The sequence below is a fragment of the Paraburkholderia sp. genome, from assembly GCF_024281035.1.
In the GTDB taxonomy this organism is placed as follows: domain Bacteria; phylum Pseudomonadota; class Gammaproteobacteria; order Burkholderiales; family Burkholderiaceae; genus Paraburkholderia.
This window is the reverse complement of sequence record NZ_JAMXLH010000078.1, coordinates 81046-106016: the sequence shown is the minus strand read 5'-3', so window position 1 is coordinate 106016 and position 24971 is coordinate 81046. Positions and strand designations below refer to the sequence as shown.

Sequence of the window (24971 nt, the reverse complement as noted above, 5' to 3'; positions counted from 1 at the left end):
CCCGGGCCGCGCCCCGGCGGGCTGTATAAATGTACAGTAGAATCTGAATCTGTCAGTGTGGAGCACGCCCGGCGACGTCCGAAGACGCCCGGCTGCGCCGCGCTATGAGTTGCCGGGCCGCGCCGCCGCGCGCCGACCGGTTCCTGCCGTGTGATTAGCCGGAATGCCAGCGCAAGTGAGCGAAAACCGAACCATCCGCATCCGTGGTGCTCGTCAGCACAATCTCAAGAACCTCGATCTCGATTTGCACACCGGTGAAATGACGGTCGTGACCGGTCCGTCCGGATCGGGCAAGTCGAGCCTCGTCTTCGATACGCTTTACGCCGAAGGCCAGCGCCGCTACGTCGAAACGTTCAGTGCCTACGCGCGCCAGTTTCTCGATCGCATGGACCGGCCACAGGTCGACCGCGTCGACGGTGTGCCGCCCGCCATCGCCATCGACCAGACCAACCCGGTGCGCAGTTCGCGTTCCACGGTCGGAACGATGACCGAGTTGAACGACCACCTGAAGCTGCTCTACGCACGTGCTGCGGACCTGTTCGATCGCGTCACCGCGCAACCTGTGCGTCACGACACGCCGGAAACGATCTACTCGGAACTGCGCGCGCGCACTGCGGCGGGCGATCCGCGCCTGGTGGTGACGTTCCCGGTCGAACTGCCCGACACGACCACCGACGAAGAAGTTACGCAGTGGCTCTCGGCGAGCGGCTACACGCGCGTGCAGGCGCAGCGCGAAGTGAAGACGGGCGAGGGCACGCGCAAGGTGCTCGATGTGGTCGCCGACCGTTTCCGTTTGGAAAACGCGGAGAAAAGCCGCGTTATCGAGGCAATTGAGGCGTCGCTCAAGCGTGGTGGCGGACGCGTGAACGTCTACGTGCTTTCAGGCGACGATGCTCAGGCCGAAGCGCAAATCTGGCGTTTTTCAACTGGCCTGCATTGCCCGGACAGCGACATACGCTACGCCGATCCGCAGCCGGCGCTGTTCTCGTTCAACTCGGCCTATGGCGCTTGCGACGCGTGCCGCGGCTTCGGCCGCGTGATCGGCGTGGACTGGGGACTCGTAATTCCCGATGCGCGCAAGACGCTGCGCGGCGGCGCGATCAAACCGCTGCAAACGCCTGCGTGGAAGGAGTGCCAGGACGATCTGATGCGCTATGCCGCGAAGGCCGATATTCCGCGCGATACGCCGTGGTCGGAGCTGACGCAGCCGCAGCGCGACTGGGTGCTCAACGGCACGCCGGACTGGCGCGGCGACTGGCAGGCCCAGTGGTACGGCGTCAAGCGCTTCTTCCAGTATCTGGAATCGAAGGCGTACAAGATGCACATTCGCGTGCTGCTTTCGAAGTATCGCAGCTATACGCCATGCGAAACCTGCGGCGGCGCGCGCCTGAAAACGGAGGCGCTGCAGTGGCGCCTCGGTACGCAAGCCAACGCAGACGCAGTGCTTGCACCCGCCGCACGCTTCATGCCGCATGGCGTCGAATGGATGCGCGCGCAACTCGAAGCGTTGCCGGGTCTCACACTGCACGATGTGATGCTGATGCCGATCGAGCGGATACGGCGTTTCTTCGACAATCTCTCGCTTTCTTCCGCGCTGCTCGACGATGCGCTGAAGTTGCTGCTGGCTGAAGTCCGCACGCGGCTGAAGTATCTGTGCGACGTGGGGCTCGGCTATCTGACGCTCGACCGCCAAAGCCGCACGCTTTCCGGCGGCGAAGTGCAGCGCATCAACCTGACCACGGCGCTCGGCACGTCGCTCACGAAGACGCTGTTCGTGCTCGACGAACCGAGCATCGGCCTGCATCCGCGCGACCTGAACCGTATCGTCGAGGCCATGCATCGGCTGCGCGACGCAGGCAACACGCTGGTTGTGGTCGAACACGATCCTTCGGTGATGCTGGCTGCCGACCGTCTGATCGACATGGGTCCGGGGCCGGGCGAACGCGGCGGCTCGATTGTCTACGACGGCACGCCCGACGATATCCGTTCGTCCGACACGCTGACCGGCGCGTACCTGGGCGGCCATCGCACGGTTGCCGATGCCTCGCACTGGGCGCGCCGCGCCGTCGATGCCGCGACGCCGAGTCTGCTGCTCGAAGGCGCTAGCGAGCACAATCTGCGTGACGTGACGGTGCAAATTCCGCTGCAACGCCTCGTTGTGGTGACCGGCGTTTCGGGTTCGGGCAAATCCACGCTCGTACAGGACGTGCTCTACCCGGCGCTTGCGCGGCATCTCGGCAAGGCCACCGAATCGCCCGGTGTCTATCGCGCGCTGAGCGGCGCGGAACAGATCAGCGATGCCGTGTTTGTCGACCAGTCGCCGATCGGGAAGACGGCGCGCTCGAATCCGGCGAGCTACGTGGGCGCGTTCGACGAGATCCGCAAGCTGTTCGCCAAGGCGCCGCTCGCGAAACAGCGCGCCTATACGGCCGGCATGTTCAGTTTCAACTCGGGCGAGGGCCGCTGCCCGACATGCGGCGGCTCGGGTTTCGAACACATCGAAATGCAGTTCTTGAGCGACGTGTATCTGCGTTGCCCCGACTGCGACGGCAGCCGCTATCGCGCGGAAGTGCTCGAAGTGAAGATCGAGCGCGCGGGCCGCACGCTTTCGATTGCGGACGTGCTGGATCTCACGGTGAGCGAAGCGGTGCAGTGTTTCAGCGAGGATGCAGAAGTATTGCGCGTGATGCAGCCGATTGTCGACGTCGGCCTCGAATACGTGAAACTCGGGCAGCCGGTGCCGACGCTGTCGGGCGGCGAGGCGCAGCGTCTGAAGCTGGCGGGCTATCTGGCCGAGACCGCGCAGTCGCGCGGCAGGGATGCGGCAGTGGGCGGGCGGCTCTTCATGTTCGACGAGCCGACTACCGGGCTGCACTTCGATGACATCGCAAAGCTGATGCGCGCGTTCGGCAAGCTGCTGGCGGGCGGTCATTCATTGCTCGTCATCGAGCACAACCTCGACGTGATCCGCGCCGCCGACTGGCTGATCGATCTCGGACCGGAGGGCGGCGATGCTGGCGGCGAAGTGGTGTGCGTCGGCACGCCCGATGACGTCATCGCATGTCCGCAGTCGCATACGGGCGCAGCGCTGGAACGCTACGAGGCGGCGCTCGGCACGGCGGCGAGTGCACTCGTCGCGGAAGAGGAAGGCGTTGCGCTGCAGTCGGCGCTGCGCGCGGCGGCGGCCCGTCGCGAAGTGCAGGGCGAGGACGTGGTGCGCATCGTCAATGCGCGCGAACACAACCTCAAGGCGCTCGACGTCGACATTCCGCACGGACGCTTCAATGTGATTACGGGCGTGTCCGGCTCCGGCAAGTCCACGCTCGCATTCGACATCCTTTTCCACGAGGGGCAGCGCCGTTACCTCGAATCGCTCAACGCCTACGCACGTTCGATCGTGCAGCCCGCAGGGCGCCCCGAAGTGGACGCCGTGTACGGCATTCCGCCGACTGTCGCAATCGAGCAGCGCCTCTCGCGCGGCGGACGCAAGAGCACGGTCGCGACGACCTCCGAAGTGTGGCACTTCCTGCGCCTGCTCTACGTGAAACTTGGCGTGCAGCACTGCATTCATGACGGCACGCCGGTCACGTCGCAGAGCGTGGACGCGATCGTTGCACAATTGTTGCGCGAGCATCGAGGTCAGCACGTCGGCTTGCTCGCGCCGCTCGTCGTGAACCGCAAGGGCGTGTATACCGATCTCGCGAAATGGGCGAAAGCGCGCGGCAACACGCATCTGCGCGTGGACGGCGAGTTCGTTCCGGTTGCGCCGTGGCCGAAGCTGGATCGCTTTCGCGAGCACACCATCGAACTGCCGGTGGGCGATCTCGTGATCGAGCCGGAAAACGAGGCGCAATTGCGCCGCTTGCTCGATGCGACGATCGAGGTGGGTAAGGGCATCGTTCATCTGCTTGCACCGCTCGACGGGCTCGACCAGGTGCTCGGCAACCGAGGCTCGACGTCGCGCGTGGGCACGATCAAGGTGCTGTCGACGCGGCGCGCCTGCCCGGAGTGCGGCACGAGCTATCCCGAACTCGATCCGCGCATGTTCTCGTACAACAGCAAGCACGGCTGGTGCACGACCTGCGTGGGAACGGGTCTCGCACTGACGCGCGAGCAGCGTGCGGCGTACGACGACACGATTGTTGGCGAGGACGGGCGCGGCCGCGAGCAGACGCTGCCGTCTGACGAGCAGGAGCCCGAAGGCGTCGGCGATACGCCGTGCCCCGATTGCAGCGGCACGCGCCTGAATCCGGTTGCGCGCGCCGTGACGTTCGACGCGCATCCGATCGTCGACGTCGCGCAGTGGACAGTGGCCGACACGCGCCGCTGGATCGATACGCTGCAGCTCAATGGGCGCGATGCGCAAATTGCGCGCGACGTGGTGAGCGAGATTCGCAGCCGCCTGCAGTTCCTCGAAGAAGTGGGCCTCGGTTATCTGAGCCTCGACCGCGCCGCGCCGAGTCTTTCGGGCGGCGAAGCGCAACGTATCCGCCTCGCGGCGCAACTCGGCAGCAACCTGCAGGGCGTGTGTTATGTGCTCGATGAACCGACCATCGGCTTGCATCCGCGCGATAACCAGATTCTTCTCGACGCGCTGCGCAGTCTCGGCGAAAAGGGCAATACGCTGGTCGTGGTGGAGCACGACGAGGACACGATTCGCCGCGCGGACCATATCATCGATATCGGCCCCAGCGCAGGCAAACGCGGCGGACGCGTGGTGGCGCAGGGTAGTGTCGCCGATCTCGCGGCACAGCCTGATTCGCTGACCGGGCGCTATCTCGCCCAGCCGATCGTGCATCCGATCCAGTCGCGCCGCGAAGTCATTGCAGCGCGCGCGGGACGCGACGCGGTTCCCGCGCAATGGCTCACCGTGCACGGCGGAAAACTGCATAACCTGCGCGACGTCACGGCGCAGATTCCGCTGGGCCGTCTGGTGGCGATTACGGGTGTGAGCGGCTCGGGCAAATCGACGCTCGCGCGCGACGTGCTGCTCGCGAACCTGCTCGACGCCGTGGGGCGCTCGACGCTCTCGTCGCCCGCCGAGCGCCGCGCGCGCAAGGCCGCACAAACGGGTGCACCAACGGCGGCTGCGAAGCGCGCCAGCGTGCTCGCGCGCAGTGCGGTGAAGCCGAAGATCGATGTTGCGCACGCGTGGCAAGGGTGCGATTCGATCACGGGCTGGGAGAGCATCGATCGCGTGCTCGAAGTCGATCAGACGCCGATTGGCAAGACGCCGCGTTCGTGTCCGGCGACCTATATCGGCGTATGGGATGCGATTCGACGTCTGTTTGCCGATACGCTCGAAGCGCGCGCACGCGGCTATAGCGCATCGCGCTTCTCGTTTAATACGGGCGACGGCCGTTGTCCGGCGTGCGAGGGGCAGGGCGTGCGCACGATCGGCATGAGTTTTTTGCCGGACGTGAAAGTGCCGTGCGATGTGTGCCACGGGCAGCGTTTCAATTCGGAAACATTGGCGGTCACGTGGCGTGGCCGCAATATCGGCGAAGTGCTGACGATGGAGATCGACGAGGCTGTCGAATTCTTCGCGCCGATCACGAACATTGCGCACCCGTTGCAGTTGATGAAGGACGTGGGGCTGGGTTACCTGACGCTCGGCCAGCCATCGCCCACGCTTTCGGGCGGCGAGGCGCAGCGTATCAAGCTCGTGACGGAACTGAGCAAGGTGCGCGACGACATCACTCGGCGTGGCCAGAAAGCACCGCATACGCTGTACGTGCTCGATGAACCGACGGTCGGGCTGCACATGGCCGACGTTGCGCGACTGATTCGCGTGCTGCACAGACTCGCCGACGGCGGCCACAGCGTCGTCGTCATCGAGCATGACCTCGACGTGATTGCCGAAGCCGACTGGATTATCGACCTCGGTCCGGAGGGCGGAGTGGGTGGCGGGACGATCGTGGCTGCTGCAGACCCCGAAGCACTTGTGAAAGTGGCGGCGAGCCATACCGGCGCAGCGCTTGCGCCTGTGCTCGCACGCGAACGCCGTGAAGGAGGCGACCCTGACGATGAGGGCCAGTCGCAGGAGCGGCGCACGGCAGCTTCACGCTGATAGGCGGCGCGGCGCGGTGCCGCGCCACCATCGTCCGCGCCGCCCTGAAACCGCTTGATCTGTGCGGCAAGCGCGCTGTATGATTGGCCCCGCTTGCAGCAAATGGCCGCGCATTCGCGGTGGCCGATTCTGGCGAAGGAGCAGCGGAATCGCAATTCCCCTCCGATCCGGTCGCGGATTCGATTTCCGGACCACCTCATCAGTGCAGCAAGGCTTCGCAGTTTCGCGAAGCCTTTGTCTTTTCAGGGCAGACGATTCGATTTAAATCGGCGGCTCGCCCCTGGCGAAGCGAGAGGAATTACTCAATGTTCGACCCCGATGGAGAGGCGCGCGAACGGCTCATCGTGTGGATTAGACGCCGCATGGACGAGTACGGCATTACGCTCGAAGATCTTGAAACGGCGCTTGCCGAAAGCGCAAGGCAACCGAAGTATTGCGATGCCTATGGCAATACCTGGAATGGTCAAGGGGAAATGCCGGCATGGCTCCTGCGTGCCATTCACGCAGGGCAGAATATCGAGCATTTCCGCTGCTGACAGGGCCGTCGCGCGGTGCGGTGCGGTGCGGAGCGAGTCATGCGCACGCGATTACCCGGCGTTACTGTGCCCCAGAGGCGAATATCGCCTGTCTTCTGTTTGATATTGTCTTCGGTGAAATCTTAAAATACTCATGCACGTGATATAGGCAGATTATTTGCGTGCTGCACAATTCTGCATTGCGAGCTGTGCCGATAAAGCATTACATGGCCGCCGCCCTTTTTGAAAGTAACGACGGACCGTGCCACTGAGCGGCGCGCTAATGCCTGACATTCCGTTTCTGCACAAAGCAAGGAGGCTGTAATGGCGGTGTTGGTATTGGGGCTGATTCTCTTTATTGGCGTGCATTCTGTTCGCATGGTTGCGAGACCGTGGCGCGCCGCGCAAATCGAGCGATTCGGCGCCTACGGCTGGCGCAGCGCATTTGCTGTGCTCTCGATCGCGGGTATCGTGGTGACCGTCTATGGCTACGGACTTGCGCGCCACAACCCCGTGCTGGTGTGGGTGCCGCCTTTCTGGATGGCTCACGTCACGGCGCTCCTCATGGCGATTGCGTTCATCCTGCTCGTTGCCCCCTTTGTGCGCGGCAATCATTTCAAGTCTGTGCTCGGCCACCCATTCCTTTGCGGCGTCGCGCTTTGGGCATTCGCGCATTTGCTGGCGAACGGGACGCGCAACGACATCGTGCTGTTTGGTGTGTTTCTCGTGTGGGCGCTGCTCGATTTACGGAGCGAACGGCGCCACGATCGCGAGGCGGGCGTGGTGTATCCGCAGGGCGTTGCATCGCGTGACGTACTGGTCGTCGTGATCGGTCTCGTTGCGTGGGGCGTGTTTGCCTTCTGGTTGCATGGACTGCTGATCGGCGTGCGCCCGCTCGGCTGAGTCCTGATTCCCGAGAACGCATGCGGTAGTGGCGCGACAGCGCGTCCACCAGTCCGTGCAGATCGCGCTTACCCGGCGGTTTTTTTCGCTTTCACTTTCGCTTTCGTCGAATTCGTTGAAGTCGTTGAATTCGTCGATTTAGCGCGCGTGCGCTTCGCTTCCGGCGGCGCTTCCTGTGCAGCGCCGGGTGCTGCCCCGCTCGTAGCCATCCATAAGACTTCGGCGTCTTCCTTGCTCGTGGAAATGGCGGCGTGTCCTGTGCGGCTGTCGAAATAGAGGCTGTCACCAGCTTCGAGGTTTGTGGGCGCGTAAAGCTCCGAGTGGAGACACACGCTGCCGCTGATCACGTAGAGAAACTCTTCGCCGTCGTGCCGCCCCCAGTCGTCGAATGCGTCGAGCGAGTGCGCAGTGATGCGGATGCGGAACGGCAGCATCGCCTTGTGAGCCAGATCCGTGGCGAGCAATTCCATCTGGTAGCCGCGATAAGCGTGCCGCTGACCGGCGCCACGTCGCGTGAGTGCGCGCCGGCCTCCGACATTGTGCTTCGGTACCGGGCCGAACAGCTCGCCCAGATCGATCTTCAGGCCGACGACGATCTTCTGCAGAACGTCGAAGGTGGGCGACATGAGGCCATTTTCGATTTTCGAGAGCGTGGAGCGCGACACGCCGCACAGGCGGCTTGCGCTATCGAGCGTCAGGTCGTGTGCGACTCGCGCGGCGCGAACGCGGCGCCCAAGGTCGATAGTCGGTGAACCGGCGGGTTGGTTGAGCAGGGTGTCCATGACAGGAGCATCAGAAAGCGTGATGGGGACGGTGTTTCCGATCATATCAAACCGCTGACTTTCGGAAACCTCGGCCGTTCGGCTAACGTTTTTTGCCGCGGGGCGCTGAGCGGGGAACTGGAGCTTGAATGCGAATGCGTTTTTATACTCCTTGGCAAATTCGCGCCGACACTATCCAGATTTCGATCCGGATCTTGAATTGAACGTTGATGCGTTGCGGCAAGGCTATTTTTGGGGTGGGGCATCGATGCGTCTGAATGTCACGCGATGGATGGGGATAACCTGTGCGCGATCTTTGTCGAATGATAAGGATCACTGGGGGAAATCAATGTACGACGAACGCCTCGAATTGCTGTTGGCCATCTCGCGCAAGACGCTCGGAATCGAAAGCTTCGAGTCGACGGGCGAGGATGCACGCGACGTTCGCATGGTAAGCGCGGAGGATGTCGGGCGCGCGCTGGAATCGGCCTACGATGCTGGATTGATCGTAGGCTACCGGGTTGCGTGTTCCGAGTTCAGAGAGGGAGCCTGATGTCTGCACGCGCGTCCTCTATCGACCCGTTTAGTTGGGGCGTTGTCGCGTTCGCAACGCCCGATTTTTTTTTGATCTCAAAACGTCATTCGTTACGGTTGCAATGAGACGCGCGTCCGCGATTTTCGGGGCAGGTGCGGCCTTTCTGTTCGCAAAGGCTGCTTGAAAACGCGCGATACGCGGTGCTTTTTGCGCGATAAGAAACATTGGCGCCGCAGAAGTCAGGCAACGAGAGAATTTACTTCTTCGCCGATCCGCGGGGTGAGTGCGAGCGCGTTTCATCTCGCAGATCGGCAAGGTTCATGGAACCGATATCGAACAGCTTTTTCCTCAGGCCATTCGACGTGCCTCTAAATACTGGCTCGGCGTTTCGCCGAGCACTCGGCGAAATGCAGATGAAAATGCGCTTGGACTTGCATAGCCAAGATCCAATGCAATCCGAGTCACGGGTTGGCCCTCGCTCAAACGTTCAATAGCCGCGAGTAAGCAAACCTGTTGACGCCACTCCGCGAAACTCACGCCAGTCTGATGCCGGAAAAGCCGGGTAAATGTTCGCCGACTCATTCCAACTTCGGTGGCCATTGCGTCAAGCCCGACAGCAATCGATGGCGTATCAAACAGCCGCTGGCACGCGTGTGCGAGACGGGAATCGCGTGGCAGCGGTGCATGGAGGGAGAGGCTCGGCATTGACGCTATCTCCGCGACAAGCAGGTTCATCAGCTTGCCTGCGCGCCCATCAATGTCATACATGGCCGGCAAATCGATAGCGTCTTCCAGCAATTGCCTGAGAAGCGCCGAAACGCCGTAAACACCGCAATGGGCTGGGAGTTGCTCGGCTTGAGCTTGTTCCTGTGACACGAAAGCGTTGAGCATCGTAACTGGGCCGCGCATCGTCATCTCGTGGGTGACGCCAGCGGGCACCCAACAGGCTCGCTGCGGTGGCACAAGCCATCGGCCTTCTCGCGTGGCCACGCTGATCGTACCGCGTGAGGCGAATGCGAACTGTCCCCGTCGATGGGCGTGTACTGGAAACGATAAACCGGGCGCGTAATTGTTCGCCGTCACGACCACGCTACGCGGGATGTCTTCGAAGGGATCTACCAGGGTATCTCGCATGGCCCGATTTATACAGCAAATGACCCATTGTAGAAGGCGGGCCTCAATCGATCAATTTACGCTGTGCGACATCCGACGTGTGGCGCGGCAAGGCAGTCGGCGGCCAGGTGCGCGTCACGTCGGATGAAGACCACATCTCACTCACATCGGAATCGATATGCCCAATACGTTTCATCGCGTGGGGAATGGACCTCATCCCGTTCTCGTTCTACACGGCTGGTTCGGAGATGCGCACTCGTTCGAACAGATTGAACCCTGGCTGTCTGGTCACGCATTCAGTTACGTGTTTATGGATTATCGCGGTTACGGCGGAATGCGAGAAACGCACGGCGCGTACACGATCGACGAGATCGCTTCAGATGCATTGACGCTTGCCGATGTTCTCGGATTTGATTCTTTCAGCTTGATCGGTCACTCGATGGGTGGCATGGCAATCGAGCGAATTGCAGCACGTGTTCCCGAGCGGGTACGGGCACTCGTTGCTATTGCACCCGTTCCTTGCGGTGGCATTTCCTGCGATTTCACGACGCGGCGTCTACTCGAAGAAGCCGCGGAGCGCCTGGATAACCGGAAAATCATCATCGACCGAAGCACCGGTGGACGGTTGCCGCCAGCCTGGGTCAATTGGAAAGCGAATTACTCGGCAACGCACTCCTCCAAAGAAGCGTTCGCAGCATACCTCCATGCATGGGTCGACACCGATTTCAGCGATGAGATTGGTGGACAACACCTGGTGAAGGTGTTGGTGGGGGAGCACGACTCAACGTTCAACTTTGGTTTGATGGCCAGGACGTATCTACGGCGATATCCCCGCGCCACGGTTGAGGTCTTGCACAACGCTGGCCACTATCCAATGAACGAGACACCGCTCGCTCTTGCCGCAGCTATTGAGTCGTTCCTCGTGGACTCAGCCGAGGTTTCCGGCTTTCCCTCAAGATCCGCGTGGCTTTTCCCTTAATTCGGTGAAGAACCAGAAATTTGCTGTGGGTGGACACCGCGACGGCTGTATTGACGCGCCGCGCCGACTGGGCCAGAGAGACGGCCAGCGATCCATGGTGGCCAACGGGTGCATGACGGCGCGGTGGCGGCGTGTACCAAGGACGACCGTCTGTGGCAGCGTGTGTCCACAAACGCCTGCCGGGCAGGGCGGCTACGGCGGTTGGTATGTGATCGCGAAGAACGCTTGCCCGTTCCGGCCGTGGTGCAGTGCGAAACTTCTGTGCGCGATTGTTCCGTTGCGCTTTTTCCGGGAAATCGAACTTGTGCACAAATTTCTGAAAGGAAACTCACCAAAACGCGGCCTCTGACGGGCCGCCCTTCGGAGACCGCACACATGCTCCAGACAGAACGCCCCGTGTAGCATGGTCGGGCCTTTCCCGGCTTGCCGCCGGTCTGGGCCGCGTGTATAGTCGGCGAACCTGTGGAAGTTTCTTATCGGAAATAAAGGGCACGCTATGGACGCATCACGCATTCTTGCCGACCTCGGCATCCTTGAACTGGCCAGCGCCGGCGACGTCGAAGTTCGGTCGCCGATTTCGGGCGAGCTTATCGGCCGTGTGTCGTACCAGTCGCCCGCCGATGTCGACGCCGTCATGGCACGTTCGCACGCGGCGTTTCTCAAGTGGCGCAACGTTCCCGCGCCGCGACGCGGGGAACTTGTCCGGCTCCTTGGCGAGCAGTTGCGCGAGCATAAGCAGGCGCTCGGCAGTCTTGTGTCGCTCGAGGCCGGAAAGATCCTCCAGGAAGGTCTGGGTGAAATCCAGGAAATGATCGATATCTGCGACTTCGCTGTCGGTTTGTCGAGGCAACTGTATGGCCTCACGATTGCGTCCGAGCGTCCTGGTCATCGCATGTCGGAGAGCTGGCACCCGATGGGTGTCTGCGCCATCATCTCCGCGTTCAATTTCCCGGTGGCGGTATGGTCCTGGAATGCGGCGCTTGCGCTTGTCTGTGGGGACGCCGTTGTCTGGAAGCCGTCCGAGAAGACACCGTTGACGGCGCTTGCGGTCGATCGCCTCATGGCCGATGCGCTCGAAGCATTCGGCGACGCGCCCGAGGGCCTTGCTTCGCTCGTCGTGGGTGGCCGCGACGTCGGTGCGAAGCTGGTCGCCGATCCGCGTGCAGCGATTGTCAGCGCGACCGGCAGCACCGAGATGGGCCGCGCGGTTGGCGTGGCCGTGGCGCAGCGTTTCGGCCGCGCGATTCTCGAACTCGGCGGCAACAATGGCGGCATCGTGACTCCGAGTGCCGATCGCGAACTCACGCTGCGCGCAATCCTGTTTTCAGCCGTTGGTACAGCGGGACAGCGCTGCACGTCGCTGCGGCGGCTTTTTGTGCATGAGAGCGTGTACGACGATACGGTAAGCCGCCTCAAGCAGCTTTACGGCAAGGTTCCGATCGGAAACCCGCTCGAGCCGCGTACGCTGATGGGTCCGCTCATCGACGCGCAATCCTTCGAGCGCATGCAGTCTGCGCTGCAGCAGGCACAGGCGGCGGGCGGCAAGGTGACAGGTGGCCGTAGGGTCAACGTCGATGGCTTGCCGAATGGCTATTACGTGGAGCCGGCCCTGGTCGAAATGCCCGGGCAAAGCGAGATTGTCCTGAAGGAAACGTTCGCGCCAATCCTCTACGTCATGAAGTATCGCGATTTCGATGAGGCCGTCGCCGGGCACAACCGCGCGTCGCACGGTTTGTCGTCGTGTGTGTTCACCACCGATCTGCGCGAAGCCGAACGTTTCGTATCGGCGTCCGGCAGCGATTGCGGCATCGCGAACGTGAACATCGGGCCGAGCGGCGCGGAAATCGGCGGGGCGTTCGGGGGCGAAAAGGAGACGGGCGGTGGGCGCGAGTCGGGATCGGACGCCTGGAAGGGTTACATGCGTCGTGCCACCAACACCGTCAACTATTCGACTGCGCTGCCGTTGGCACAGGGGATCGACTTCAGGCTCGATTGAGCAGGCTTCATTTCCAGAAACGGCGTCGCTGTCCTAAGCGACGCCGGAAGAACACGCCCAACGCGCGATCTGGTTTTGGCGTGTGCTCGTCCTGTGCGAATTGTTTCCCCGAGTGACCGGCCAATGGTGCGCGCTCCTGAGCGTGCCGATGCCGACGGGTGTTAGGGCAGCGCAATGCGGCGCGTTGCGCACGCATCGATAGTTCAAATTCTGGCGCGACGCGTCACGAGATCAAACGCCGCAACGGAGCAAGCGGCCAGTCATGCGGCATTCCATGTACGGCGAAGAACCACGCGGCCACCCAGGAAGCGGCCACGACGATGAGATCGCAACGCCCGCTTTTCCACCAGTTCAGCGAATGCCGCTGGATGACCCACGGCACGCCGAGCGGATTGGGCCAGTCCGCGAACAGATGCATGACGCCGCCGCAGGCGAAGCCGAACGTCAGCACGGCCACCGGCAGTTGGCCAAGCCGGTGATACGACCACGCGAGCAGAGCGATCCAGCCGATTCCCCAATGCGTCAACGTGCGATGGGTGATCCACAGCCGTCGCTTCTTGCTCCACCAGGCGACTTCGAGCCAGTCGGGCGCCGATCCGCCCGCTACGCCTCCGACGAACGCCAGGGCGGCATAGAGATGCCATGGGCCATCCGCGTGCAGGTGCGTGACGATGGCCGTGGCGATGACGCCGGCAGCCCAGCCGGTCGCGTGATGTGCGGTGCCTGATGCCATGAGGCGATGTGCGCGAAGTCGAAAGGGCGCAATCTTCGCAGATGTGACGGCGTCGTGATAGAGCGAACCGGCGATCCGTGCAGCGACGGCAGTTCGCGCAGCGCCCCGCCGTGCCGATCGAATCCGCCGGATCCGCGCGTTGCGTGTGCGAACCTCAGGTCGCGCAACGCGCCACGTCGAATCGCAGTTCCGGTTCGGGCGGATCGTCGGAGCGCGAATTTCCATGTATTACGCGGATCGTCGATCCATAGCCGGAAGGCGTTAGCGTGACGTGATACGACTCGTTCGAGCGCGAGCCGACGCTCAGCTCGGTCGCGTTGCCATCCCTCGATTCGTGAATTTGCGGCAGCCGTCCTTTGAGGCAACTCGCGATGGATGAGGCCGAATGTGTCGACGAAACGTAGATCATCGGCTCGCCGTTTGCAGCAGCGCCGGGTGGAGGCGTCGTGCTGCAGGCGGCGGCGAGGGCGAGAGGCGATGCGGCGAGGATGCGTCGAGCGAGCGGGTTCATGAGCGGAGCGTTATCGAGATTGGAGCGGCGAATACCACAAAGTATAGGCACTCTTGTGGCCCCGCAGGCGTAAGAAGATGCAACTGCGCTACGCTCGCGGTGCCGCGCGTGGAGGAAACAAACGCACCGCAAAGGAAACACGCGAAAAAAAACGCACATGCGGTTGTGCCGCATGTGCGTGTCGAGACGGTCAGGCAGCCGGGTGGATCACACCCGCTGCAGGACGATCGTCCAGTGGCTTAGAAGCGGTGACGCAGACCGACCGTTGCAGCGATCTGGTTGTTGGTCGACGACGGCGACAGCATGTTGATTGCCGCGACGTTCGCGATGCCGCTGCCGTCCGGGTTTTCGCCGAGCGAGCCCGAAGTGTGCTGGTACACGCCGGTCAGGTACACGTCGGTGCGCTTGCTGAGCAGGTAGTCGGTGCCCACCATGACGGTGTGCCACTTCGGCGAGCCGTTGCCGCTGCCGTTGCCGGTCACGGTGCCGTCGGTGAACGTGTACGAACCGACGAGCGAGAGCGCCGGGCTCAGGTGGTACGCGCCGTTGATTTCGTAGTTGTCGAGGTGCAGGTTCAGACCATTGAGGCCCGGCAGCGACATGCCGCCGCTCGCGAGGCTCGAGACACCGTCGATCTGCGAGTGCGTCCACACGAAGCCGACATTCGCCGGACCATACGTGTAGTTCGCGCCAACGCCGTAGGTGCGCTGCAGGCGCGCCGAGATGTTCTGGTCAGCCGATGCCGCGCTGCTTGCCGAGCTGAGGCCGCCCGAGTTGTTCGTCTGCAGGTAGGCGGCTGCAACGTTCAGCGGGCCATTGCCGTACGAAGCGCCGACGCTCCATGCGCGGCCGTTCGAGAAGCCGTTTGCGTCGTTGCTGAAGCCGTACAGGCCGCCGAACTTGAGGCCTGCGTAATTTGCGCTTGCGTACTTGGCCGAGTTCTTGATCGAGAACGATTGGGCGAGATTGTCGTTGTCGAACGGGTGGCCGGCGAGGTTGTTGCCGAAGCCCGAGCCCGTTGCGGACAGCGGCGACAGGTAGTCGACGACGGAGTCGTATTGACGGCCGAGGGTCAGCGTGCCGTACTTGTCGCTTTGCAGGCCGACGTAGGACTGACGATTGAAGCCGGTGTCGCCGTTATGGTAGCGGCCGCTGTTCAGATCGAAGCCGCTTTCCAACGTGAAGATCGCCTTCAGGCCACCGCCGAGGTCTTCAGCGCCGCGCAGGCCGAAGTAGTTGTAGCTCATTGCGCCGCTGCCTTGTTGCCACAGGCTGTGGCCGCCAGCGTTGTTCGCGTAGAGGATGCCGGCGTCGAGCGAGCCGTACAGGGTCACGCTGCTTTGCGCTTGTGCGCTGATGGCGAATGCGCTGAGAACGCTGGCGAGAATCAGGGTTTTTTTCATGCTTTCTTACTCCGGATAGTACTGGGAATCTCACGAACGCCAGTACAGCTGGCGATTTCGTAGTCTGACGATTCGGGGCAGAGTGTATTCGGGCTATCCGGAGAAATTGCGCAGCATGTTGTAATAATACTTTCCTGGAACTGTGATAAACCCGCATGCCTCGCGTAAGTGGCCGCATACAAAGCAATTTTTCTGTTGCGAGGTAGTGTTGAAATCGGCTGTCAATGGTTATTTTGTTGTGCAGGTGCGACGCTTACGGGTGCTTGCAGGTGCTTGCAGGTGCTTGCGGCTGCATGTCCCGCGAACGGACGTTGTGAATACACCGATTTTCACCTTTGATTTACCCCGATTGGTGAAAGGTAGTCTTCCAGTTTGCGGGCTCGGTGGCTTCACGCTGTGGCGCTACAATTTACTTGCCCCTCGACCAAGGGTGGTCTATTTTCATCTGTCTTTGCGCGGCCTTCGGGCCGCTTTTTTTTTGCGGATTTCATTTAAATCGCCAGGGCAACGCAGCGTTGCAAACAATGAAATCTGGCTGATTCTCTCCCGGGCATTCGCACTATATTGATCAGCCATTGATTGCGTCGCTGCGGGCGTTCGTATACGGCTCGTTCGCGCGTGCGGGTAAAATCCTGCGCCTGCCCTCCCTCGACGGGCAGGCCCTGCAGAACCAGACCGAACCCGCCATGACCGATTCTTTGCCCGCCATGCTCCCCGACTCCGGGGCCAGTGAACCCGAAGCGATTCAGGACGCGCGCCTGTGGCGCAAGGACGGCTGGACGGCACGCGTCATCAAGAACGAAGACGACGATGGCTGGGCCGTCGAAATGATCAAGGACGGCGAGCCCGAGCCCGCGCTGGTTGGCCCGTGGACCATGGGGCGCGACAAGAAGAATCCCAAGCCGCTCGACACGGGTGCATTCAATACGCTCGTGAAGACGGCGTCGGAGGTGCTGCGCCGTCACGAGCAGCAACTGCATGCATTGCTGCACAAGCGCGTGAGTGTGCCCCACGAATCGGGCGACATCGATGTGACCCTCGACATCGTCCCCGACGAATACGAACCCTATGCCGTGCTGACCGCGCTGGACGCCTACGGCGAACAACTGGGCCAGCAGCGCGTTGCGCCGACGTTCAAGCTAACCAAGGCGTGCGCCGAGGCATGGGCCGAGGGGGGCTTCGGCCGGATCGGCTAGCGTTCGGGCGTCAATCCTGCTGGCAGAAGATCGCGGTCAGCATCGGCCCCGCATGATGGACGATTGCGTTATTGCCGGCTTCGGTGAGGGCGGCCTGGACCTTGCTCTGGCTGCCGAACACGACTGCGCCATACGCCGATCGTGCAATCGGCTTGCCGCTGCCGGTCTTGAAGAGCGGATCGTCCTGCTGGAAGGCAACGATCGCGAATACGCTGAAATCGTAGGCCGTCATGTGCCCGCCATGCGAGGGCCAGAAGACGTTGATCGAATTGGTTTCGACCCTCGAAGGCGCCGAACCGATCAGTTTCTGGCCGATCAGGACGGAGACGAAATCGTGCGCGGATTTCTTGCAGGTCAGCAGTTCATCAAGGGCGGCCGCGTGGCCAGCGAGCGGCACAACCGCGAGCAAAAGGGCTAAGAGGTACGAACGTTTCATCGAAATTCTGGCGAGTGTCCTGCGCTGGCGCAGGCAGCGCTCGGCGGCGCAGGGCGCGTCGCTGCGCGAAGGGTTGCACTTTACGCGTGTTCATGCATTTTCGCTCGCGGCACTTCGCCATTCGTGCACCTCACTAGTCGTACTGCTTCCGCGCGATGCCTGCGTTGACCGTTCGGCGCGACGCATTCGATTAGGTCAGGCAATGAAAGCGTTGTGAAAGAAATGCATATTCCGCTGTCATGAGTGGAATGGACAAATCTGTGTCGACTTTCGCAACGACGTGATGCATGCCGCTGAAAAGGCGTTGCCGCAGCGGCGTCCGGCTACGCATCACGTGAAGCAGACGGCTGTCCGATCGTTTCGATTTCCGCAGATGCAGGGTGGCGGCGCTTCGCGGTTTTAGCATTTTTATCGGCGGCTCCAATTGTTGCGGCCACAAGCGCTCGTCACAACACGATGACATAATGAGAACCCGTCGCACTCAGCCGCGTTGATTGTCGTTTCCGCCCATGCCTCTTGCTCTCGGCACCTTTATCGTCCCGCTCATCGTCGCCTGTGCGATGTTCATGGAGAACGTGGACGGGACGGTCATCGTCACATCGCTGCCGGCGTTGGCCCGCGATCTCGGCCACGATCCCATCACGCTCAAGCTCGCGGTCACGAGCTACGTGATCGGCCTCGGCGTGTTCATTCCTATCTGTGGCTGGGTGGCCGATCGTTTCGGCTCGCGCAACGTGTTTCGCACGGCCATCGGCATTTTCATGGCCGGCTCGTTGTTGTGCGCCGCATCGAGATCGCTCGAGATGTTTGTCGCAGCGCGCTTCGTGCAGGGCATTGGCGGGGCGATGATGGTGCCGGTGGGGCGCATCATCATCTTCCGTTCTCTTCCGAAATCGGACTTCATTCGCGCCGTCAACTATCTCACCGTGCCTGCGCTGCTCGGACCGGTGGTTGGACCGCCGCTCGGCGGGTTCATCACGACATATCTGCACTGGCGGCTGATTTTCTTCATCAACATTCCGATCGGCGTGTTCGGCATCTGGCTCGCGCAGCGGCACATCGCGAACATACGTGAAGCGCATCCTGGCCGGCTCGACTGGCCGGGATTCATCCTTTCCGCAGGTGGTGCTTCGCTGTTCATGCTCGGGCTGTCGCTCGTCGGCAGCGCGCTCGCGTCATTCGCCGCGGCGGTGACGATGTGCATCGTCGGCGCCGTGCTGCTGACGCTCTACTGGTTTTACGCGCAACGCATCGAGCGGCCCGTGCTCGATCTGCGCTTCCTGCGCATTCCAAGTTTCAATGCGAGCGTCCTGGGCGGCTCGCTCTTTCGCATCGGCCTCGGGGCCGTGCCGTTTCTTTTGCCGCTCACGCTGCAGGAAGGACTTGGCATGACCGCGTTCGTTGCGGGCTCAATTACCTGTGCTTCCGCGTTCGGTTCGATATTCATGAAGACGGCCGTCTCGCGCGTGCTGAGACAGTTCGGCTTTCGACGCACGCTCATCGTCAACGCAGTGCTCGCGGGTGGCGCCATCGCTGTATGCGGATTCTTCTCTCCGGGGATGCCGCAATGGCTCATCTGGCTGATCGTGCTGCTCGGCGGTCTCTTTCCGTCGCTGCAGTTCACGGGCCTCAATTCGCTCGCGTACGCCGATATCCCGACGCAGGACATCGGTCGCGCCACCAGCGTCGCGAGCGTGATTCAGCAGATGTCGCTCGGTCTCGGCGTGACTATCGCTGGTATCGTGTTGCAGATCTCTCACAAGTTGCAGGGCCATCCGACCATCGTCTGGTCCGACTTCTGGCCCGCGTTCCTCGTCGTGGGGCTGTTCTCCGTCGCCTCGATTCCGGTGACGATGCGCATGCCCGCCAATGCGGGCGACGAAATTGCACGCGGACGGCGCGGGCAAGCCTGAGCGCGAAGCGCGCGGCTGCAAAGCGGTGAAGGTGGTGAAGGTGGTGAACGGCCGTATCGCGAACGTTTTATCGACGTGTTATAAGGCCAGGGCAGGTCGTTGATTGATGAACCGAATCATGGAGGAGACTCAATGAAATTGGTCGACAGAACGAAAATAACTGCCGCTGTTGTCGCGCTGGCTTCGCTAAGTGCGCTTTCGGCGACCTTCCTCGAAATCTCGCCCGCCTTTGCCAAGGAGCCGCCGCCACAGCCGGTCGTGCTGAACGCTTCGGCGGTGGCCGTCGCGGACAAGTACGCGGCCGACGCCGCCGAGCATATCTTCAGGGAAGGCGGCAATGCCGTCGATGCGGCTGTGGCGATTGCGTTCGCGCTCGCGGTGACCTATCCCGAAGCGGGCAATATCGGCGGCGGCGGTTTCATGACCCTTTACGTTCATGGCAAGCCCTACTTCCTCGACTATCGCGAGCGCGCGCCGCTTGCGGCTACGCGCACGATGTACCTCGACGACAAGGGCAATGTGATCGAAGGAAAGAGCCTCTACGGCCTTGACGCCGTGGGCGTGCCGGGAACCGTCGAAGGCATGTGGGAAGCACAGCACCGCTTCGGCAAGCTGAAATGGAAGCAGGTGCTCGCCCCCGCCATCGCATACGCGCGCGATGGTTTCGTCGTCGACGAGCAGCTCGCCCGGCGCCGCGAAGATGCCTCGAAGGAATTCGGCGGCAGGACCAACTTCGATAAGTATTTCGGCAGCATGAAAGACGGCGTGACGTTCAAGCAACCCGCGCTTGCCGCCGTCCTCACACGTATTTCCGTGGACGGTGCGAAGGATTTCTACAAGGGCAAGACTGCCGATCTGATCGTCGCTGCGATGCAAGCGGGCCACGGTCCCATTACGAAGCGCGATCTGCAGGAATACAAGGCGGTATGGCGTCAGCCGATCGAGGCGAAATGGAACGGTTATGAGGTTATTACCGCGCCGCCGCCGAGTTCTGGCGGCATCGGCCTCGTGCAGCTTCTGAAGATGAAGGCCATCCTCGCACCGCAGTTCAAGGACGTGTCGCACAATTCCGCGCAGTACGTGCATCTGATCGCGGAGATCTCGAAGCGTGTCTTTGCCGATCGCGCGCAATATCTCGGCGATCCGGACTTTTACAAGGTGCCGGTTGCGCAGTTGATCGACGATGCGTATCTCGCGAAGCGTGCCGCCGAGGTCGATCCCGAGAAGCCTTCCGACACGAAGAGCGTGCAGCCCGGGCTCGGTACGTCGCTGCCGGAAAAGGCGGAGACGACTCACTTCTCGGTGGTCGACAAGTGGGGTAATGCGGTGTCGAACACGTACACGATCAATGGCTATTTCGGCTCGGGTGTCGTTGTGCCGGGTGCGGGCATCGTGCTGAACGACGAGATGGACGACTTCGCGGCGAAGCCGGGCGTGCCGAACATGTTCGGCGTGGTGGGCAGCGATGCCAACGCGATTGCGCCGAGGAAGCGCCCGCTTTCGTCGATGACGCCGACCATTCTCACGCGGGACGGCAAGGTTGCGCTCGTGATCGGTACGCCGGGCGGTTCGCGCATCTTCACGTCGATCTTCCAGGTCATCACCAACATTTACGACTTCAAGATGCCGCTGAAAGAAGCGGTGGCCGCGATGCGGTTCCACCATCAGCTGTTGCCGCCGAACACGATTTTCTGGGAGCCCTATAAGCCGATCGAAGGCGATCTCGCGAAGCAGCTCGAAGCGAAGGGTTATGTCCTGAAGGGGCAGGATTTCAGCGGCGATATCCAGGCAATCCGTATCGACGGCGACACGCCGGAGGCCGTAGCCGATCCGCGCGGCCGTGGCGTGACCCGAGTAGTCCAGTGACACAGTGATAATCGGTGCGGCCGGGGCGGGTCCGGCCGCATGTCTCGTACGGCTGCAAACCGCAGCGGTTCACGCACGAGTGGAGGCTATGCAATGGAACACCGCTTTTTGGGAGCATCCGGCTTCAAGGTTCCGGTGCTGGGTTTCGGGACTGGCACGTTTGGCGGCAAGGGCGAGTTTTTTGAAGCCTGGGGCGCAACGGATGTCGCCGAAGCGCGACGCCTGATCGATATCTGTCTTGATGCCGGTGTGTCGCTGTTCGATAGCGCCGATATTTATTCGAGCGGTGCTTCGGAATCGGTGCTTGGCGAAGCGCTCAAGGGGCGCCGCGACAAGGCGATCATTTCGACCAAGGCGACGTTCCGGTTCGACGACGGTCCGAACAGCGTCGGCTCATCGCGCATCCATTTGAAGCGTGCCGTCGATGCCGCGCTCAAGCGTTTGCAAACCGACTACATCGATCTCTTTCAATTACACGGTTTTGACGCGAAAACGCCTGTCGAAGAAGTGCTGTCGACCCTCGACGATCTCGTGCGCGCGGGCAAGATCCTTTACACGGGTGTGTCGAATTTCTCGGGCTGGCATTTGATGAAGTCGCTCGCGGTTGCCGATCGCTACGGCTATCCGCGCTACGTCGCGAACCAGACTTACTATTCGCTGATAGGGCGCGACTATGAATGGGAGCTGATGCCGCTTGCACGCGACCAGGGTGTCGGTGCGGTCGTGTGGAGTCCACTCGGCTGGGGCCGCCTGACCGGCAAGATGCGGCGCGGTCAGCCGCTGCCCGAAAGGAGCCGGCTGCACAAGACCGCAGATCAAGGACCGCCCGTGCCCGACGAGTATCTGTATCGCGTGATCGACGCCATCGACGAAGTGGCGCAGGAAACCGGCAAGACGGTGCCGCAAATCGCGCTGAACTGGCTATTGCAGCGGCCGACCGTTTCGACCGTGCTGATCGGCGCGCGCGACGAGGCGCAGTTGCTACAGAATCTCGGTGCCGTGGGCTGGAATCTCACGCCTGAGCAGGTCGCGAAACTGGACGCGGCCAGCGCGGTGCGGCCAGCTTATCCGTACTGGCATCAGGAAGGCTTTGCGGAGCGCAATCCGTCGCCGGTGTGACGTGCTCACGGCGCACTGCGGCAGCCTGTTGCCACACGCTGCCGCGCTTAACGCGTATCCGCCGATTGCAGGATCTGCGATGCGCCGAGGTGGATCGCAAGCGCGAAGAAATCGCACTCGGCGAGGTTGGCCGCCTGGGCGATAGAAAGCGCACGGTGATGGTCGTGCGGGTGCAGCAGCAGCGTCACTTCAATCTTGGTCTGCGGGTTCGGCGAGCCTTCCATACAGGGTTCCTTTCGGTCATCGAGTTCGTTGCCCTCGCGGGGCGGAACCCATTGCCGATCGCCGGCGCGCTGCGGCGCGCGAGTCGTCCACCGCGGTGCAAAGTGCGGCTAATAAGACGACCAGGACGAGGAGTGGGCCTGATACACGTGCATTCGCCGGCGTAACGGCGACGACGGGCCTTGCGTGCGGCGAACGAGTGTTTCGCGGGTGCACGCATTACTGCGGTGTTGCAGATGAAGCTCGGGTGAGGCAAGGAGTACGGCATGGCCGCGCACGACATCGGCGGCTAACCCCGATTTATTTTTATGCTGCGACGCGGGGAGGTCGCATTTGGTACGGGGCGCAGTATAGACGTGTTTATGGTTAGGGTAAACACCTATTCGCTAAATGGTTGTTGTAAAACGGGATATAGCTGACGCCAACGGGGGGGCGAACAGCAATCGAGACGCCTGTTTTCGAGAGGGAATGCGGCGCCGCGCGGGATGCCGCGGCCCCATGTTTAACCGCAGCCTCAGCCTGCTGCGCGCTTGCGCAGCAACCGTGCGCGTGCCTCGCCGAGCGTCTGGAAGTGCCCGAGTGCTTCGTCGAAGATCGAAACCTTGCCGTGCCCGATGTCGTATACCCAGCCTTGCAGCGCGAGGCGTCCTTGTGCGACGCGTGCAGCCACGGCCGGATGCGTGCGCAAATGCGTCAGTTGCAGACGCACGTTTTCTTCGACCAGTGCCGGCACGATCTGATCCTCGCTCAGCCCGCGCGTTTGCACGACGCTGCGCGCCGCCTCGGCATTGCGCAGCCACGCTTGCACGGTCGGCATGTCGGCGGTGGCTTGCGCGCCGGAAGCAAGGCCCTTCATCGCGCCACAATCGGTGTGACCGCACACGACGATCTGGCGCACGTCGAGTGCGATCACGGCAAACTCCACCACAGCGGAAACGCCGCCGAGCATTTCTCCATACGCAGGCACGAGGTTGCCGATGTTGCGGCACACGAACAACTCTCCCGGGCGCGCCTGCGTGATCATTTCGGGCGATACGCGCGAATCGGCGCAGGTGATGAACAGCGTATGCGGCGCCTGGTTATTGGCGAGACCGCGGAAGAGTTCCTTGCTGCCCGGAAATACGCGATGAGTGAACGTGTCGACGCCGTCAAGCAGGTGCAGCAGATCGCAGCCGCACGAGTCGGAGTGTTCGTCGTGCGAGTGGGGTTGTTCCGGGAGGGAGGTTGCTCTCTTAATCATGAATCGACGCAATCGAATGGCAATAGGGGAAGCTTACGCTTTCGTGAACGCTTGCGAGCATTGCGAGCAGGAAGTGTTCCAACAGGGCGGTTGTATTTTTCGTTTTCCTGTTTTCCGATCGTCACCTCGATGGCGGGTGCAATTGTCAAAAGAATTATCTGGATATCCAGATTATCTGGAAACCGATTCGAACGCGCCAATGTTCACCGCTACTGAAGCAGGACAGCGCTGACTGTCCGTTTGAGATGTCAACCAGCGCGCAACTTCACGACGACAACGATTCGGTCAACACGGCGATTGTCTGAAGTGCTGACGCAACGCTTGTGCCAGGCGAGCTGCTGTCATTCGGGTAAAACCCGAATCATCCCGTGTCAACGTAGTTTGAAGACGCTCGTTACGCATGAATATGGGCGTGGAAAATTGCGTCAGTCGTCGCGCAAAAAAAAATAATTATTCGGGTGCGGCGCGCCACGGTGGAAGGCTTTTCAGGGCAATCCTGTTCCGCCGTCGACGCACGTTTCAGATCGTACGACCGCCTTTCAACGGCGGTTTAACGGTTCAAGCCCGCTCGCTTGCATGAATGGCCACGGGTGTATCGCCACGACAACAGCGTCGTGAGGCGCGTATGGCAAGCCGGAGGCGGAGGCGGCAGTATAGGCCGGTGCATGTTATTTTCCCTCGACGAGATCGAATTCGATCCTGGGTTACGCGATTTTGATTCATCTGTTGACTGGACGGGTACACGAGGTGAGGCGAATAGGGGATGTGGCACGTTTCGCTTCACAGTTCGGACAATTGGAGTATCGTTGTTCCGCAATGCGGTGATGGCGACCCTAAATCGCGGGTAAAGCCGTCGCTCCACTAGAAAGGCGTTCGAGTGTGACTGGCACGATGGCGGGGCATACTCGCTGTCGCGCACGATTTTCCGGCAGTGGTGGGTGTAGTGAAGCGGCCCATTCCAGGGCCATCAAGTCGAGAAGATTGTGACAACAGGAGAAACGGCATGAAGTCAATACAAGCGTTCAAACTGGCTGCCGGCACGTTGCTGGTCGCTGCCTCGCTCCAGGTTTACGCTCAGGATGCATCGGCTCCGGCCGCTGCCGCAAGCGGTCCGACTACGCAAGCCCGGCAGCAGGTCCAGGAATCGAAGGCGCAGTTAAGGGCGGCGCGGGCTGCCAACCGTGCACTTGGCCGCAAGGTCCGCGCCGCACTTGCGCGAGACAAGGGCATTTCCGTCGCCAACATCACGGTGCGCGCGAAGGACGGCGCAGTTATCCTGCAAGGCACCGTGCCGGCGCAACCGCAGATCGATCGCGCAACAGAGGTTGCCAAGGGCGTCGCAGGCGTGACGTCGGTGAGGAACGCGCTGACGATCCGTCCGGTCGGGACCTGATCAGCCATTGCCGGCATGCGCCGGCTGCCTGTGGCAGCCGGTCCGTGCCCGATAGAAAGATGCGTTT

At 61.8% G+C, this 24971-nt stretch carries 19 protein-coding genes; 11 read left to right on the top strand and 8 right to left on the bottom strand.

The features are described from left to right. The first annotated feature begins 175 nt into the window (after positions 1 to 175). The 3 genes from uvrA to Q0L30_RS25160 all read left to right on the top strand — a co-directional run bounded on the left by uvrA (position 176) and on the right by Q0L30_RS25160 (position 7488). Positions 176 to 6070, top strand: a complete 5895-nt coding sequence (gene uvrA / locus Q0L30_RS25170; RefSeq protein WP_296663441.1) for an excinuclease ABC subunit UvrA — start codon at positions 176 to 178, stop codon at positions 6068 to 6070. Positions 6071 to 6375: 305 nt separating this feature from the next. Then, positions 6376 to 6606, top strand: a complete 231-nt coding sequence (locus Q0L30_RS25165; protein ID WP_296663703.1) for an H-NS histone family protein — start codon at positions 6376 to 6378, stop codon at positions 6604 to 6606. Between the two features lie 303 nt (positions 6607 to 6909). After that, entirely contained in the window at positions 6910 to 7488 is a 579-nt protein-coding gene (locus Q0L30_RS25160; protein WP_296663439.1) for an NnrU family protein, read from the top strand. A gap of 68 nt (positions 7489 to 7556) precedes the next feature. On the opposite strand, the gene Q0L30_RS25155 is transcribed toward Q0L30_RS25160, so the two are convergent. After that, the gene (locus Q0L30_RS25155) at positions 7557 to 8270 is read right to left on the bottom strand and encodes a helix-turn-helix domain-containing protein (RefSeq protein ID WP_296663436.1); all 714 of its coding nucleotides are present in this window, start codon (positions 8268 to 8270) and stop codon (positions 7557 to 7559) included. 124 nt (positions 8271 to 8394) lie between these two features. Here Q0L30_RS25155 and Q0L30_RS25150 point away from each other — a divergent pair, with 124 nt between their 5' ends. Next, entirely contained in the window at positions 8395 to 8802 is a 408-nt protein-coding gene (locus tag Q0L30_RS25150) for a hypothetical protein (RefSeq protein ID WP_296663435.1), read from the top strand. A gap of 330 nt (positions 8803 to 9132) precedes the next feature. Here the strand turns inward: Q0L30_RS25150 and Q0L30_RS25145 are convergent, their stop codons facing one another. Continuing rightward, positions 9133 to 9918, bottom strand: coding sequence for a helix-turn-helix domain-containing protein (locus tag Q0L30_RS25145; RefSeq protein ID WP_296663429.1), 786 nt, complete (start codon positions 9916 to 9918; stop codon positions 9133 to 9135). Between the two features lie 157 nt (positions 9919 to 10075). Between Q0L30_RS25145 and Q0L30_RS25140 the strand changes: the two genes are divergently transcribed. Together Q0L30_RS25140 and Q0L30_RS25135 are read left to right on the top strand one after the other, a co-directional pair. Next, on the top strand, positions 10076 to 10876 hold the full coding sequence (locus Q0L30_RS25140; RefSeq protein WP_296663426.1) for an alpha/beta hydrolase: 801 nt from the start codon (positions 10076 to 10078) through the stop codon (positions 10874 to 10876). A 496-nt stretch (positions 10877 to 11372) separates the two neighbouring features. Continuing rightward, the gene (locus Q0L30_RS25135) at positions 11373 to 12872 is read left to right on the top strand and encodes an aldehyde dehydrogenase family protein (protein ID WP_296663424.1); all 1500 of its coding nucleotides are present in this window, start codon (positions 11373 to 11375) and stop codon (positions 12870 to 12872) included. 223 nt (positions 12873 to 13095) lie between these two features. Here Q0L30_RS25135 and Q0L30_RS25130 read toward each other — a convergent pair whose 3' ends face one another. The 3 genes from Q0L30_RS25130 to Q0L30_RS25120 form a co-directional block, all read right to left on the bottom strand. Then, positions 13096 to 13605, bottom strand: coding sequence for a metal-dependent hydrolase (locus tag Q0L30_RS25130; protein WP_296663422.1), 510 nt, complete (start codon positions 13603 to 13605; stop codon positions 13096 to 13098). A 154-nt stretch (positions 13606 to 13759) separates the two neighbouring features. Beyond that, positions 13760 to 14116, bottom strand: a complete 357-nt coding sequence (locus tag Q0L30_RS25125; protein WP_296663419.1) for a sugar ABC transporter ATPase — start codon at positions 14114 to 14116, stop codon at positions 13760 to 13762. Positions 14117 to 14355: 239 nt separating this feature from the next. Further along, complete coding sequence (locus Q0L30_RS25120) at positions 14356 to 15519, bottom strand: porin (RefSeq protein ID WP_296663416.1); 1164 nt, start codon at positions 15517 to 15519, stop codon at positions 14356 to 14358. Positions 15520 to 16205: 686 nt separating this feature from the next. Here Q0L30_RS25120 and Q0L30_RS25115 point away from each other — a divergent pair. Next, positions 16206 to 16715, top strand: coding sequence for a hypothetical protein (locus Q0L30_RS25115; protein WP_296663413.1), 510 nt, complete (start codon positions 16206 to 16208; stop codon positions 16713 to 16715). A gap of 10 nt (positions 16716 to 16725) precedes the next feature. Here Q0L30_RS25115 and Q0L30_RS25110 read toward each other — a convergent pair whose 3' ends face one another. Then, a complete protein-coding gene (locus Q0L30_RS25110) occupies positions 16726 to 17151 on the bottom strand; it encodes a hypothetical protein (protein WP_296663411.1) in 426 nt (141 codons plus the stop codon). Positions 17152 to 17660: 509 nt separating this feature from the next. Between Q0L30_RS25110 and Q0L30_RS25105 the strand changes: the two genes are divergently transcribed. From Q0L30_RS25105 to Q0L30_RS25095, 3 genes are all read left to right on the top strand, one after another. Then, positions 17661 to 19064: an MFS transporter gene (locus tag Q0L30_RS25105; protein WP_296663408.1), complete on the top strand. Its 1404-nt coding sequence runs from the start codon at positions 17661 to 17663 to the stop codon at positions 19062 to 19064. A 132-nt stretch (positions 19065 to 19196) separates the two neighbouring features. Then, entirely contained in the window at positions 19197 to 20930 is a 1734-nt protein-coding gene (gene ggt / locus Q0L30_RS25100) for a gamma-glutamyltransferase (RefSeq protein WP_296663407.1), read from the top strand. A 93-nt stretch (positions 20931 to 21023) separates the two neighbouring features. Beyond that, entirely contained in the window at positions 21024 to 22049 is a 1026-nt protein-coding gene (locus tag Q0L30_RS25095; protein WP_296663405.1) for an aldo/keto reductase, read from the top strand. A gap of 47 nt (positions 22050 to 22096) precedes the next feature. On the opposite strand, the gene Q0L30_RS25090 is transcribed toward Q0L30_RS25095, so the two are convergent. Together Q0L30_RS25090 and Q0L30_RS25085 are read right to left on the bottom strand one after the other, a co-directional pair. Beyond that, positions 22097 to 22273, bottom strand: a complete 177-nt coding sequence (locus tag Q0L30_RS25090) for a hypothetical protein (protein WP_296663402.1) — start codon at positions 22271 to 22273, stop codon at positions 22097 to 22099. 512 nt (positions 22274 to 22785) lie between these two features. After that, on the bottom strand, positions 22786 to 23511 hold the full coding sequence (locus tag Q0L30_RS25085) for a carbonic anhydrase (protein WP_296663401.1): 726 nt from the start codon (positions 23509 to 23511) through the stop codon (positions 22786 to 22788). A 1003-nt stretch (positions 23512 to 24514) separates the two neighbouring features. Between Q0L30_RS25085 and Q0L30_RS25080 the strand changes: the two genes are divergently transcribed. Further along, complete coding sequence (locus tag Q0L30_RS25080) at positions 24515 to 24904, top strand: BON domain-containing protein (RefSeq protein WP_296663398.1); 390 nt, start codon at positions 24515 to 24517, stop codon at positions 24902 to 24904. Positions 24905 to 24971: the final 67 nt, after the last annotated feature.

What these genes read in the sequence shown, in the direction of transcription:
- Q0L30_RS25105 (WP_296663408.1), top strand. Translation starts at nt 17,661, where the DNA reads ATGCCTCTTGCTCTCGGCACCTTTATCGTCCCGCTCATCGTCGCCTGT.
- Q0L30_RS25080 (WP_296663398.1), top strand. Translation starts at nt 24,515, where the DNA reads ATGAAGTCAATACAAGCGTTCAAACTGGCTGCCGGCACGTTGCTGGTC.
- Q0L30_RS25120 (WP_296663416.1), bottom strand. Translation starts at nt 15,519, where the DNA reads ATGAAAAAAACCCTGATTCTCGCCAGCGTTCTCAGCGCATTCGCCATC.
- Q0L30_RS25145 (WP_296663429.1), bottom strand. Translation starts at nt 9,918, where the DNA reads ATGCGAGATACCCTGGTAGATCCCTTCGAAGACATCCCGCGTAGCGTG.
- Q0L30_RS25130 (WP_296663422.1), bottom strand. Translation starts at nt 13,605, where the DNA reads ATGGCATCAGGCACCGCACATCACGCGACCGGCTGGGCTGCCGGCGTC.
- ggt (WP_296663407.1), top strand. Translation starts at nt 19,197, where the DNA reads ATGAAATTGGTCGACAGAACGAAAATAACTGCCGCTGTTGTCGCGCTG.
- Q0L30_RS25115 (WP_296663413.1), top strand. Translation starts at nt 16,206, where the DNA reads ATGACCGATTCTTTGCCCGCCATGCTCCCCGACTCCGGGGCCAGTGAA.
- Q0L30_RS25090 (WP_296663402.1), bottom strand. Translation starts at nt 22,273, where the DNA reads ATGGAAGGCTCGCCGAACCCGCAGACCAAGATTGAAGTGACGCTGCTG.
- Q0L30_RS25140 (WP_296663426.1), top strand. Translation starts at nt 10,076, where the DNA reads ATGCCCAATACGTTTCATCGCGTGGGGAATGGACCTCATCCCGTTCTC.
- Q0L30_RS25155 (WP_296663436.1), bottom strand. Translation starts at nt 8,270, where the DNA reads ATGGACACCCTGCTCAACCAACCCGCCGGTTCACCGACTATCGACCTT.
- Q0L30_RS25160 (WP_296663439.1), top strand. Translation starts at nt 6,910, where the DNA reads ATGGCGGTGTTGGTATTGGGGCTGATTCTCTTTATTGGCGTGCATTCT.
- Q0L30_RS25125 (WP_296663419.1), bottom strand. Translation starts at nt 14,116, where the DNA reads ATGAACCCGCTCGCTCGACGCATCCTCGCCGCATCGCCTCTCGCCCTC.
- Q0L30_RS25095 (WP_296663405.1), top strand. Translation starts at nt 21,024, where the DNA reads ATGGAACACCGCTTTTTGGGAGCATCCGGCTTCAAGGTTCCGGTGCTG.
- Q0L30_RS25135 (WP_296663424.1), top strand. Translation starts at nt 11,373, where the DNA reads ATGGACGCATCACGCATTCTTGCCGACCTCGGCATCCTTGAACTGGCC.
- Q0L30_RS25165 (WP_296663703.1), top strand. Translation starts at nt 6,376, where the DNA reads ATGTTCGACCCCGATGGAGAGGCGCGCGAACGGCTCATCGTGTGGATT.
- Q0L30_RS25085 (WP_296663401.1), bottom strand. Translation starts at nt 23,511, where the DNA reads ATGATTAAGAGAGCAACCTCCCTCCCGGAACAACCCCACTCGCACGAC.
- Q0L30_RS25110 (WP_296663411.1), bottom strand. Translation starts at nt 17,151, where the DNA reads ATGAAACGTTCGTACCTCTTAGCCCTTTTGCTCGCGGTTGTGCCGCTC.